General features: G+C 38.2%; 12 protein-coding genes. All 12 read right to left on the bottom strand.

The genetic code is table 11. The features are described 5' to 3' along the window. Positions 1 to 69: 69 nt before the first annotated feature. The 12 genes from BLR62_RS07005 to BLR62_RS07060 all read right to left on the bottom strand — a co-directional run bounded on the left by BLR62_RS07005 (position 70) and on the right by BLR62_RS07060 (position 13,283). On the bottom strand, positions 70 to 915 hold the full coding sequence (locus BLR62_RS07005; RefSeq protein WP_090795178.1) for a PD-(D/E)XK nuclease family transposase: 846 nt from the start codon (positions 913 to 915) through the stop codon (positions 70 to 72). Between the two features lie 210 nt (positions 916 to 1,125). After that, on the bottom strand, positions 1,126 to 2,316 hold the full coding sequence (locus BLR62_RS07010) for a class I SAM-dependent rRNA methyltransferase (protein ID WP_090795181.1): 1,191 nt from the start codon (positions 2,314 to 2,316) through the stop codon (positions 1,126 to 1,128). A gap of 28 nt (positions 2,317 to 2,344) precedes the next feature. After that, entirely contained in the window at positions 2,345 to 3,268 is a 924-nt protein-coding gene (locus tag BLR62_RS07015; protein WP_090795184.1) for an AEC family transporter, read from the bottom strand. A 103-nt stretch (positions 3,269 to 3,371) separates the two neighbouring features. Beyond that, positions 3,372 to 5,054 (bottom strand): ABC1 kinase family protein, encoded by a 1,683-nt coding sequence (locus BLR62_RS07020; RefSeq protein WP_090795186.1) that lies wholly within the window; start codon positions 5,052 to 5,054, stop codon positions 3,372 to 3,374. Between the two features lie 34 nt (positions 5,055 to 5,088). Continuing rightward, positions 5,089 to 5,355, bottom strand: coding sequence for a phasin family protein (locus BLR62_RS07025; RefSeq protein WP_090795188.1), 267 nt, complete (start codon positions 5,353 to 5,355; stop codon positions 5,089 to 5,091). A gap of 62 nt (positions 5,356 to 5,417) precedes the next feature. Beyond that, a complete protein-coding gene (locus BLR62_RS07030) occupies positions 5,418 to 6,116 on the bottom strand; it encodes a uracil-DNA glycosylase (protein WP_090795191.1) in 699 nt (232 codons plus the stop codon). 21 nt (positions 6,117 to 6,137) lie between these two features. Further along, a complete protein-coding gene (locus BLR62_RS07035; RefSeq protein WP_090795193.1) occupies positions 6,138 to 7,619 on the bottom strand; it encodes an amidase in 1,482 nt (493 codons plus the stop codon). A 202-nt stretch (positions 7,620 to 7,821) separates the two neighbouring features. Continuing rightward, a complete protein-coding gene (locus BLR62_RS07040) occupies positions 7,822 to 8,613 on the bottom strand; it encodes a GNAT family N-acetyltransferase (RefSeq protein WP_090795196.1) in 792 nt (263 codons plus the stop codon). A 67-nt stretch (positions 8,614 to 8,680) separates the two neighbouring features. Then, positions 8,681 to 9,475, bottom strand: coding sequence for a GNAT family N-acetyltransferase (locus tag BLR62_RS07045; protein ID WP_090795200.1), 795 nt, complete (start codon positions 9,473 to 9,475; stop codon positions 8,681 to 8,683). A gap of 129 nt (positions 9,476 to 9,604) precedes the next feature. Beyond that, positions 9,605 to 10,822 carry a M20 metallopeptidase family protein gene (locus BLR62_RS07050; protein WP_245719424.1) on the bottom strand — a complete coding sequence of 406 codons (1,218 nt, stop codon included), beginning with the start codon at positions 10,820 to 10,822 and terminating at the stop codon, positions 9,605 to 9,607. A gap of 23 nt (positions 10,823 to 10,845) precedes the next feature. Beyond that, positions 10,846 to 12,045 (bottom strand): cystathionine gamma-synthase family protein, encoded by a 1,200-nt coding sequence (locus BLR62_RS07055; RefSeq protein WP_176759248.1) that lies wholly within the window; start codon positions 12,043 to 12,045, stop codon positions 10,846 to 10,848. A 29-nt stretch (positions 12,046 to 12,074) separates the two neighbouring features. Continuing rightward, positions 12,075 to 13,283, bottom strand: a complete 1,209-nt coding sequence (locus tag BLR62_RS07060; protein WP_090795205.1) for a M24 family metallopeptidase — start codon at positions 13,281 to 13,283, stop codon at positions 12,075 to 12,077. Between the last annotated feature and the right edge of the window lie 139 nt (positions 13,284 to 13,422).

Raw genomic sequence — 13,422 nt, forward strand, 5'->3', positions numbered from 1 at the left:
ATTACAAAATTAGTTATAGCGTAACATATTATTCCGCTTTTGCACCCTATATTTTTAGTATTTGTGCGCTCAATTTGATTTATAATAATTTAGAGCTAAACTGTCAATTTGATCTTGAGTAAGATTGGTGTAATGCATCATATCTTCGTAAGGAATGTTTAGTCGAATCATATTAATCGCAATCCGTTCCCTTTCTTTTTTCTCTCCGTATTCTTTACCTTGCTTTAATAATAGGTAATCAGTTTTTGTGTGAGAAGTCCTTCTTAATATTTCATCACTCATTTTATCCACATGTTGTTTAATAAATGTATAAATATCATTAAAATAAGGCTCATGACGAAGCCAATCCTTGAAGTATTCAGATTGTTCAAATCGAGAGACAGATTTTAAAAAGTACAACCATTTCTCTAGCTCGGATTGATTTGAACGTGGTCGTAATTTTAATAACTCCATGTAATGAAGATCGATGGATTCGGATTGTTTATAAGGCGAGGTTTTGGGCTCAACTTGATAGGTGTTATGAAAGTGTTCAGATTCTTGAATAATGTTGAAATTTAATAAATTAAAGATGAGTGTTTCTTTTTCAATAAAAGGGGACGGTTCATTTACGACATGATTGAAGAACGGTGAAGAATACATACTTGATCGTTGTTGGTTATACTGATCTTGTTCTTTGAAATGAATGGTTATATCTAAATGCTTATCTTTTTGGGTTCTAATTTTAGTCATAACTTCTAATTGAATAGATTGGCGTAAGTGATGACGATAATACACAACTTCTTTCACATGATCATCAATTATAAATTGAATTAATGCATCTAAGAACGCTATTCGCCAGTTTGCACATTCTGGACTTGATTGAGAGAACAAATAATCTGCTAAAACGTTTAACGAAATCGATTGTTGTTTAGTCAATGGACATCAGCTCCTTTTTTAGACAATACCACAACCTTTATTTGATGCAAAAAACTATTTTTCATTGCCACTCCAAAGAATGCGCCCTATCTCATTATGATTTATCATTAAATCATATAAAGCGATCTTATTTATGACATCATTTTACAAAAATAATCCCCTCATAACAAAAACAGTCACAAACTAGAAGCGTTCATGACTGTTTTTTCACTATGAGCGTATTTTTTTAATAAAGACAACTTTTAAATAATTACCTTCTTTAAATTGCTTATGATATTGAAAATCTTCAGGCAATCGAAACGTTTCAACAATTTGATAGCGGGCATTCGATTCTTTAAACGCCTGATGGATCATCGTTTTAAATTTATCCATGCCAAAGCCACTAAAGTTCGTTGACGCTACAATAACGCCATCATCTTCTGTTACTTGAATCGCTGATTTTAACAAGCCAACGTAGTCTTTTTGAACACTGAACGTCCGTTTTTTAGAACGGGCAAAGCTAGGTGGATCTAGTATGACCAAATCATAAGCTAGCTCATGCTTAATCGCATAATCGAAATAATTAAACACATCCATGACTCGAATCTCATGCTGAGTTGGATCTAAACCGTTAACGGCAAACTGTTCAATTGTTTTTTCTTTACTTCGATTAGCCAAATCAACACTTGTCGTCTTTCTAGCACCCCCGAGTGTTGCATAAACTGAAAAGACTCCTGTATAAGAGAACGTGTTTAATACCGTTTTATCATTAGAATAATGATTTTGTATCGTTCGTCTAACATCGCGTTGATCAAGGAAAATCCCTGTCATCGGTCCGTCATTTAAGTCGACAGCAAAATTCGCACCATTTTCTTGAATAATTAACGGAAATTGAGCACGCTCTCCAGAGACAAAATCGTCATCATCAATATACTTGCCGCCTTGTTTAAAACGTTTCTTCTCATAAATCCCTTTGACTGATGTTGACTGTTCCAGAGCATTTATAACAAGTGATTGGAACTGATAAATCCCTTCGCTATACCACGTGATCAAGTAGTAATCCGCATAATAATCAATCGTTAGTCCACCAATGCCATCGCCTTCACCGTTAAATACTCGAAAAGCTGTGGTGGATGGATCATCAAAAAGTGATTTACGTTTAGCTAGTGCCGCACTAATTTTTTTGATGAAAAAAGTTTGGTCAATCGCTTCTTCTTTGTTTTGAGTCAATACCCAGCCGTAACCCTTATTTTGTTTACCGTAATAACCACGGGCAATAAATTGTCCTTGACGATTCACTAAATCAAGGATCATCCCTTCTTTTGTTAAAGGGCTAACATCTACGAGTGCATCTTTAAACAAATGAGGGAATCCTGCTTTATATTGACGACTATACTTATCTTGAATTGTTAATTGAACCATTTTTTCATCCTCTTTCTATACGTTCTCGTTAAAATAATAATCTTGCTGCGAAAATAACCATTGTGACCGTAACCGAGCTGAATATCGTTGAAAACAACACAAGCTGAGCTGCAAAATCTGGGTAATCACTGTACTCTTGAGCAATAATTGCACTATTAACAGCTGTTGGCATAGCAGAAGAAATCAGCAAGGCTTGTGCCATCACACCATCAATCCCCATGACAAATATAATGACGAGTGCAATCAATGGACCGACTAATAATCGAATCAGCACATTAGCATAAACAGTCCAAATCGCTTTTTTAAAATTAATAACTGAAACTTGTGCACCTAACGTTAAAAGCGCCATTGCCACCATCGCATTCGACACATAATCAGCCGGAACGAGGACGATATCAGGTAAATCAATATTTAGTACATTAAACCCAATCCCTGCTAACAATCCGTATAGAACAGGCATCTTAAAATAACCAAGTAATGCTTTTAGTCTACCCGCCTTCGCTGCTCTTAAAGAAAAAATACCATATGAAAACACGAAAATATCTTGAAACGTTAGCGCTACGACTTGAATAGACATCGCATAGGGATCGCCTTGAAAAACAAGGGCATTCACAGGAATACCGTAATTCCCTGAATTAAAAAACATCGCACCATTTGTAAAAAGCGTCTGCTTGTCTTTATCTAACCCTAACAGTTTTCCGCTCACTTGACTCACGATATAGACCACACCAACAAATACAAGAAAGAACAAAATCACTTGACTAAATAATTGCTGACTTAGTTCCGTATGATATAAGGCATCAAAAATAAAGCCAGGCGCTAAAAAGTAAATATTTATTTTAGCTAATGAAGATAAATCTAATTTAAATTTAATTTGCATAATAAATCCGATTAATACCATAACAAAAACCGGACCAATAATTTCTCTTAAAATAAGTATAAGTTCAGACACAACAGTCGCTCCTTTTAATATGTACATAAGAAAAAGTACTATGATCTCTCACAGTACTTGATCTTTAGTATAGCGAAATTATACCGTTCTGTCACCTAGCACGCTAAAATCTTCCGGATTTTAAAATGGCGAGTATCATCCAAATAAACATAGACACCGCAACGAAAAAGCCAATTTCAATTGCAGGTAAATTCCAAATAAATGATGATTCTCCTGATAAAGCAGAACCGATGATCAGCCCTACCATAATAATACTAAAGGCGAGTAGGACAATACTAAAGGATAATTGATTACTAATTCGATCCATCTTCTTAAGTAATAAATTTAAATCAGGAACCTGAACTTCAATTCTCAATTTGTCTTTTTTTATAATGGATGAGAGCGATTTTAATTGCTTCGGTAGTGATGTAAACATTTCCCCGAATTCAATGACTTGATCAAACGTACGCGCCGCCATTTTCTTAGGATTATAGCGATCTTTTAACAATTGTCTTCCGTATGGTTCTGCAATTTCAACAACACTTAGGTCAGGATCCAATTGTTCAATCGTGCCCTCTAATGTTAATAAAGCTTTCCCGAGTAATGTAAAGTCTGCTGATAACTCAATTTTATGCTTATAAGCGACTTGAAAGAGTTCACTAACAGCATCAGCTAAACTCACATCACTTAGTGGCACCCGGTAATAACGATCCATCAGTACATCCACATCTGTCTTCATTAACTCTTTATCAATATCATCAGGTGCTACACCCATTTCGAGCATAACATCGACCATCTTATCTGTATTTTCCCGCATGAGTGAAATTAGAAGTGTACCGAATTGTCGCTTCATTTCTTCAGTTAATCGCCCAACCATACCAAAGTCTAATAAAACGAGCTTTTCTTGAGGTTGAATTAAGATATTACCTGGATGTGGATCTGCATGGAAGAAGCCATCAATTAAAACTTGTTGAAAAGTCATTTCAGCCAGTGTTTCTGCAATCTTCTTTTTCTCATACCCAACAACTTGTTCTTCTGTTATTTCTTTAAGCTTAACACCTTTAACGAATTCCATGACCAATACTTTTTTTGTTGTGTATTCAGAATATATTTTAGGAATATACACATCATCATTGTCTTCAAATTGTTGATTCATCTTTGTCATATTACGTGCTTCAACAATGTAATCGAGTTCTAATCGAATGGTCTTTGCGAATTCCTCAACGACGTCTCTTGCCCGGTATCGAACAGCCCATTCCATTCTAAGTTCTGCTAATGTCGCTAACTCTTTTAAAATTTCAAAATCTGTTTCAATCTTGTTTTCAATGTTTGGCCTTTGAACTTTAACAGCAACACGCTCATTTGTCTCGCGCAGTGTTGCTAAATGGACTTGGCCAATTGAAGCTGCTGCTAAGGGCTCCTCTTCAAAAGATTTAAACACATGATCGAGTGACTCGCCTAGTTCCGCTTCTACAATTTCTTTTGCTTCCTCGTATGGAAAAGGGGGAACATGGTTTTGTAGTTTTTCTAATTCAGAAATGATTTCATCAGGAAAAATGTCAGGTCGAGTACTCGCAACCTGACCAAATTTAATAAACGTCGGACCCAGTTCTTCTAAAATCAAACGAATCCGCTCGCCTAATGTTTTTTCCTCTGCTTCTGGGTTTCGTTGTTTATATAGACGCTTAGGAATAACATGTAAATCATTTAACCCAAGCTCTTTTAATAGAAACCCTAAACCATTTCTGGAAAAGGCAATAATAATGTCTTTATAACGATTTAAATGCCTCATCCGTCTTTCAAACACACAAAACTCCCCCCTTCTATAAACTCATCTTTATTTATTCTTGACTGATACGTGCTGCGATATCATCGATTCTCGCTTCGATACGACGAATATCTTCTTTCGTTGCCACATTAAATTCACCTAAAATGTCATTATGCGTTTCAGTACCTTTTTTTGCATAATCGCGAACGAATTCTTTTGCTTCCTCACGCGTCATTTCACCTTTTTTAACTAACTCATCTACGACTTTATCAGCTTGTTCAACACCTGTTGCTGCAATACCTAAACCAAGTGCGACACCTTTTTTAAACATATCTTTCATTTGAATCGCTCCTTTTTTGTAAGAATTATCTATTATATGACTATTCCACTTTCATTATCCGTTTAAACCTCTTCATCTGATTGATAATCAGGAATACACCAATCAATCGGCGTTATTCCTGATTTTTCTAAATAAGCATTCGTCTTTGAAAAAGGTTGACTCCCGAAAAAACCACGATGCGCCGCTAATGGACTTGGATGTGACGATTCTATGATGTAGTGCTTCGTTGTATCGATCAACGCTTTTTTCTTTTGAGCAGCTGCACCCCATAATACGTACACAACGGGCGCCTCTTTTTGATTGAGCACATCAATCACACGATTCGTAAAGTGTTCCCATCCTTTATTTCGATGTGAATAGGCCGCGTTCCTTCTTACTGACAACACTGCATTGAGCAGTAGAACGCCTTGTTTAGCCCATTTAGTTAAATGACCATGATTAGGTATCTCACAACCGATGTCATTTGCTAATTCCTTGTATATGTTTTTTAAAGAAGGTGGTACTTTTACATGCGGTTGAACTGAGAAACTAAGCCCATGTGCTTGGTCATCGCCATGATAAGGGTCTTGCCCCAATATAACGACCTTCACGTTTTCATAGGGCGTATAGTGAAGCGCATTGAATAGATCGTGTTGATTTGGAAAAACAACCTGCTCATTATATTCTTTTATTAAAAATTGCCGTAACTGTTGATAATACTCTTTTTCAAATTCATCATTTAAATAATATGCCCAATCATTTGATAGAATCGAATCACGCACTGTAACGCCCCCCTTTCTTCGTTACGGATGAATAATCTGTTGCCATAAATGCGATGTTTCTAATTGGGATGCGATATCTAACAATTGATCTTCACGACCTTTAGAGGCAATAAACTGAACGCCCATTGGCATCCCTTCTTCTGTTAAAGAGGTTGGCACATTCATAGCTGGTTGTCCTGTTAAATTCGCTAACTGAGTAAATGGTGTATACGTCAAACTCGGTAAAAACATATCATAAACCAATTGACGTTGGTCTTTAATGGACAGATGATCCACATGACGTAGTGACTTCATTTCCATTTTATTTGGTGTTAACTCACCGATCGCAGGAGCTGAATACGCATTTGTTGGTGTAATATAAAAATCATATGTTTCATGGAATTGTGCCATGACTTCACTCGCCTTATCCCAACCAGCAAGGCTCTCACTATATTCACTAGCTGTTACATGTTTTCCTGTTTCATGTAACACCCATGTGAAAATGTCTAAGTCATCAGATGAAATTGGACGACTTAACGCTCCTTCCATTTGACGAACGACTCGATTCATCTCACCACAATTCATTGTGTAATAGTCTTTCATTACCTCAATACCGTTTAACGGCACTTCTTTTTCTTCAACGATATGACCTTGTTTTTCCAGCCATTTAACGACTTTATGAACACTTTGTTTAGCATCATCACTCACAGCTGTCCGAACAGGGGACGCGGTTGTAAATGCAATTCGATATGTTTGTTTCGATTCACCTTTGACAATATCAGCATATCGCCCGCTATATAAAGGGGTTTGAAAAGCCGCTTCAGGCTGTACGGTTTGTAAAACATCTAATAAATGAGCGCTATCCCGAACAGATCGACTTAACACAAAATCGATCGCAGCTCCTTGCCATTGTCTACCGACACCCGGTCCGACTGGCGTGCGTCCTCTTGTTGGCTTTAATCCAAATAAACCTGTAAAACTAGCAGGAATACGGATTGACCCACCACCATCACTAGCTCCCGCAACCGGAACAATGCCAGAAGCAACAGCAGCTGCTGCACCACCACTTGACCCACCTGGTGAATAGTGTGGATTCCACGGGTTTTTAGTCGGTCCGTAAAGATCAGGCTCGGTAATGTTTTTTAGACCAAATTCTGGTGTGTTCGTTTGACCCATCATTAAGAACCCTGCCTGTTTGAGACGTTTCGTAAAATGAGCATCCTGTTTTTGAATATTTCCTTTAAGTAAAGAAGATCCAGCCGTTAGCGGCTCATCTTTTAAGGCTTGTGAAATGTCTTTTAGTAACATCGGCACACCAAAGAAAGGTTGTCCTTCATTCTGAGCTAAGGTTGCTTCTTGGTACACTTTCTCCTCACGTGTTCTAACTACTGCATTTAAACGTGGATTGACTTCTTCCAAACGTTTAAAACTTGCATGCAATAGTTCATCTGGCTTTACTTCTTTTTTCTGAATTAGTTCACTTAAACCAACAGCATCGAAACGTTGATAAGTATGGACGTCCATATTGTGCCTCCTTGCACTCTTTTTTCAATTATATCGAAATCATATTCTTAAGAAAATAAATTCGATTAGATTGTTAAGTAAACTTAATGACAAATTACAGTTTATTCACGAGTTTAAAAGGACAACGTTTAGTTTGAGTGTATTATAACCCATTAAAAGTAAACCCCCGCCAAGAGTTGACGGGGGTTAAACGACACACACTTTATCGATAAAGCGTCCAACGTTCTATATCTTCAAAGCCTAACTTTTTATAAATGTCACCTGCACTTGGGTTATCATAAAATAAGCAAAGCTCCTTATCTTCATTAATCAGATCCTGTATCAACTTTGTTAAACATTTGGTTGCTAGTCCTTGGCCCATATATCGGTGGTCAGTGGCTACGGCAACCACCATGGCTGAATGACTATTTTCAGCAACAGTTGATGCAGTCGAAACAACCCTGTCATCCATTTCAATGAAATAACCTCTACCGACACCTTGCTCAAGATCTCTTTGTTTCGTCTTTGTGTTAATGGATTCCTTTGAATCTTCAAATTCTGGAACGCTTTTAATAAAAGTCGCCCACTTATCTAAATCATCAACTTGAAGTTGTTTGACATCATTTAGATCGATCGGAGGCAGTTGGCAATCTGTCGCACACTTAGCGTAATACAGACGACGCGGGTTCTCGCTTTTATGATGAAGGTAAGGAATAACTTGGTTTGTGACCGATTCTAAGCCTGATAAAACCGATTTCTTTTTCGATTGGTTAATTATATCTGCAAACCCTTCTGCATCAAAAGGCGTTAAACTAAACGGAATATAATTATCTTCATACCTTAATAAGACAGCTCTTAGTTGGTCGTGATCGTCAAAGTCACCCCATACTTCTTGAAAACTCTGTTGATAACCAAATGCTTCAATATCACCGATAATAAAAAGATTCTCAGCTGGCTTTTGTCTAACCAAAGCCTGGACTGAACGATCATCTGCTTCTGTTAGTTTACGAATCATTGTCTCCTGCTCCTTTTGACCTCTATTTAGTCGTAAGATAATGACTAAGATTCATTTCTCATATTATTTAATTAATTGATTGGTACATCACCCAATCACCCACATGGAGAAATCCTAATTTTTTGTAAAGCTTTCCCGCAATCAAATTATCATAGAATAGATAGAGTGATTTCCCTTCTAATAAAATATCTTCCGTTAATTTAGAAACGCATGTTGATGCGAGTCCTCGTCCGGTAAAATCAGGGTGTGTCGCGACACCAGATAACATGGCTGAATCAGCGTTTTCCAAAGTAGTCGAAGCGGTGGTTACCATTTGACCCTTTTCTTTCAAATAATAGCCTCTCGATATGCCCGTTTTAAGATCTTCTCTCTTTTTATCTATACGTGCTGTTGATCTTTGGAATTCTGGAATCTGATCAAGTAATCTTTCTAACAAGTTGAGGTCTGATGGTGTTAGTTTACATACATGATCTTCCTTATTGATTATTGGACGTTGATGCTCAGAAGAGATTGCAAAATAGAGATCGTCACTTCTATTCGTTAATTGATTAAGAAATGGTGCAATTTTTGTAACAATTGATCTCAATCCAAAAAGCATTGAACTGTTAGAGTCAGTATTAATAATGTGTGCAACCCCCTTCGCATCAAAATCTTCCACCGCAAAAGGAATAAAGCGTGTGTTGGATTGCCATAAAACTGCATGCAACTCACCGTTTTGATCAAAATCACCCCATCCAGTTAGAGGTTTCTGCTGATAACGACTTGCCTCAAGACACCCGAGAATGAATAGATTTTCAATCGGTTGATGATTTAAAAGTGATTCTACTTGAGTTATATCAATCTCTGTTAAACGTTTAATCATAGACTTTCTCACATACCTTTACCTTTATTTCTATTTCAGTAAGTCTAGTATAAGAAACCATTAGATTAATGCAAGTTTTATTTTTAACAATAGACATAAAAAATACGCCCCCTTTTAGGTGAGCGTATTTTAGTATGACGAAAGCTCTTCTGGTTTTAACAAGTCCAATACGGTGCCTACTAATAAATCAACTCCAATCTGAAGAGATGCTTCATCAATTGTGAAGTTATTGGAATGAAGGGGTTTAATCGGTTCATCTTTGTTTGCACATCCTAAGAAGAACATAGCTCCAGGAATTTGTTGTGTAAAATGACCAAAGTCTTCCCCTCCCATTCCATATGGGGCCTCAACCACATTCATGTCTGGATCATAATCCTTCGCCACCGTCTTGATTTGTTCAATGATAGCCGGATCATTATCCAGTGCAGGCTCACCAGCTTCAATCTCTAGTCGATAATCACCACCTAGCGAATGGGTCATTTGGGCAACTTGCTCTATTTCCTGAATCAGTTGCTGACGAGTGGTTTTTGAATAGGACCTTATAGTACCTATAACGGTTACTTCACTTGGAATAACATTGGGCGTTTCTCCTGCATTTACTTTTCCTATGCTAATGGTTCCAACCTCTAATGGGTTAAGTTTACGACTAATCAGTCCATATAGACCTTGCAGTACAAAACTTAACATCCAAATAGGGTCTTTACTTTCATGCGGATAGCCTCCATGCCCTCCTTTGCCTAAAATAGTTAATTGAAAATTATCGATATTTGCCATGCTCACTCCTTTGTTTACTTGAATAGCACCTGTTTCAAGCCAGGGACACATATGCAAAGCAAGGATCGAATCTAATGCCTCTGTCACACCAGACTCAATAAAGTACGGGGCACCTGTTTTCCCCCAGTCGTCTGTATCCTCCTCTGCTGGTTGGAATATAAATTTGATGCTTCCGTTTATCTGTCCTTTTTGATAATAGTCAGCTACTACAGCGGCCACGCCTAACACGATCGCCATGTGCGCGTCGTGCCCACATGCATGCATAACGCCTTTATTTTCAGAAGTATGGGGGACATCATTCTGTTCAACAATTGGCAATGCATCCATATCGGCACGAATACCAATAACTGGACCCGCTCCTCCTTTCAATGTTGCGATCACGCCATGTTTAGCAATTCCTGTTTCGATCGTATAGACACCAAACGATTCCAAAACATTTACAATGTAAGCACTTGTTTGTTCTTCGTGAAAACTCAGTTCTGGATACTGATGAAAATGACGCCTCCACTTTATAACTTGTTCTTTCAACAATCGATTAGGTTCGTGTTTTGCCAGAATGTCGATTGGGATCACTCCTTCACTAACTGCGTCAACGACTATGCTGTTACAAAAATGTCCGTTGGTAAGGATTGAAAAGCTTGCTCTAAATCGTTTAACAAGTCTTCTACATCCTCAATCCCTGCTGAATAGCGAATCAATCCTTCTGGAATACCCATCGCTGCTCGCTCTTCTGGCGTACACTCCACATGACTTGTTGTTCTTGAAGGGCCAATAATGGTCTCAACTGAACCTAAATTTGCCGCACGATTGGCATATTTAAATTTCGGTAATAGGTGACGAATCGTTTCAACACCCCCTTTAACTGAAAAACTTAACATTCCACCATATTGTTTCACTTGTTCAGTCGCAATATCATGACCCGGATGATCTTCTAACCCTGGATAATAGACTCCCTCAACGGCATCAATTGTTTGCAAATAGTTTGCAATGATCATTGCATTTTCACATTGCTTATCAACTCTTAACTTTAAGGTTTTCATCCCTCGCAATAGCAAGTAGGCTGACATAGGATCCATTGTCGCACCATTAATTTCTCGATAGTGATAAATCGATTCAACTAATTCTTCCGAGCCACAAACGGCTCCACCCAACGCATCCGCATGCCCACCTAAATATTTTGTTGCACTGTGAATCACTAAGTCAGCACCTAATGCTAATGGGTTTTGATTAATCGGTGTAGCAAACGTATTATCGACAATGACGATCGCACCAGCCTCCTTTCCTGCTCGAGCCATTCGTTTAATATCCGTAACCTTTACAGTCGGGTTTGTCGGCGTCTCTAGATATAAGACTTTACACCCTTTAGCCACCTCTTTTTCAATTGCCTCATGATCACCTGTTTCACAAAGTTCAACGTCAACTTCTAATCGAGGCAAAAATTCTGTGAAAATCTTATTTGTACCACCGTACGTATCTTTAATCGAAACAATTCGTTCACCCGGAACCAAAAGTGTACCGAGCGTATTACTTATGGCAGCCATGCCCGTTGAGAAACTCGTTGCTGCATCAGCTCCTTCTAAATCTTTAATTTTCGCTTCAAAAGCTTGCACGGTTGGGTTTGTGTTTCGTCCATATATATGACCTGGTTTTTTACCGATTGCCACATCATACCATTCATCCATATCGTCATAACCAAATGACACACTGTGTACAACCGGTACTTGTGTCGCACCAAATGCTAATTGTTCCGCTTCTCCAGACCAAATCGCTCGCGTTCCCATCTTCGCTTGTTCCATCATCATTCCTCCTCAAACTGTTTGACTATTTAGCTCATCATTCCCGCATGTTGTGTGATAGGGAATGGATCTTGAACAATTAATTCTCTTGGATAGTTCGCCAACGTTTCAATACCATTTTCAGTTACTCGAATCGACTCACTAATTTCAATGCCATGCTGATCAAACCACAATGCAGGTATAAAATGAAACGTCATATTCGGTTGTAAAACGGTTTGATCACCTTGGCGTAAACTTGCTGTGTGTTCACCCCAGTCAGGCGGATAATTCAAGCCGACTGAATAGCCGATGCGAGCTTCTTTATGAAACCCGTACTTTGCAATTGAACGACGCCATACGGCCTCGACTTCACCACATGTCATACCAGGTTTTGCTGTCTGCAGGACTTGATCGATCCCTTCAAGTACAATCGGTTCTAATTCTTGTAATTGTCGAGACGGCTTACCGATTGAAACAGTCCGTGCTAGTGGTGAGTGATAGCGTTTATAACAGCCTGCTAATTCAACAATCGCTGCTTCACCTTCCTCATAGGTTCGGTCTGACCACGTCAGGTGAGGGTTTCCTGTATTTTCTCCTGATGGCATTAATGGCACAATCGATGGATAATCACCACCGTGCTCTTTCGTTCCGCTAATCATGTTGTAATACATCGTTGCTGCAGCATCACATTCTCTAACACCGGTACGAATCATTTCGACACCACGAAACATGGATTGTTCAGCTATTTTTGCAGCATATTTCATATACTCAATTTCTTGGTTTGATTTAATCATTCGCACGTGATTGACAATCAAATCCCCATCTTTTATCTGAGCGTTTGGCAAGCCTCGAACTAAAGACTGATAGGCCTTTGCTGAAAAGTAATAATGATCCATTTCCACGCCAATCCGTCGATTCCCTTGCCCGCTCTGTATTAAAAATGCTGCAATGAAGTCCATTGGGTGATCGTGATCTGATTGGACATAATGATCGGGATACGCTATGATATTTTGATCATGTAACCAAGTCGTTGCCTTCACCCCATTGGCATCCATGTAGCGCCCAACCCAAATTGGTTGATCCTGATCTATAGTAAGAATTAACATCTGATGCACATAAAATGACCATGCATCATAGCCCGTTAAATAATACATATTCGCTGGATCACTGATTAACAATACTTCAATTCCTCGCTCATTCATCTCTTCTTTCGTTTTCTTGATCCGATTTTGATACTCAATTCGATCAAATGGTAGCATCTGAACTCACCCTTCTTCCTTTAATTTTCAGAATATTTATATATTTCTTATTATTCTAAAGCGTTCATGGTTTTTATATAATGTTCAAATTGTATGAAGTTATATTTTTTCTTTCTTACAGATTGTGCGGGATACTTTT

Origin of the sequence: Pelagirhabdus alkalitolerans (genome assembly GCF_900096905.1) — a bacterium.
Taxonomy (GTDB): Bacteria; Bacillota; Bacilli; order Bacillales; family Amphibacillaceae; genus Pelagirhabdus; species Pelagirhabdus alkalitolerans.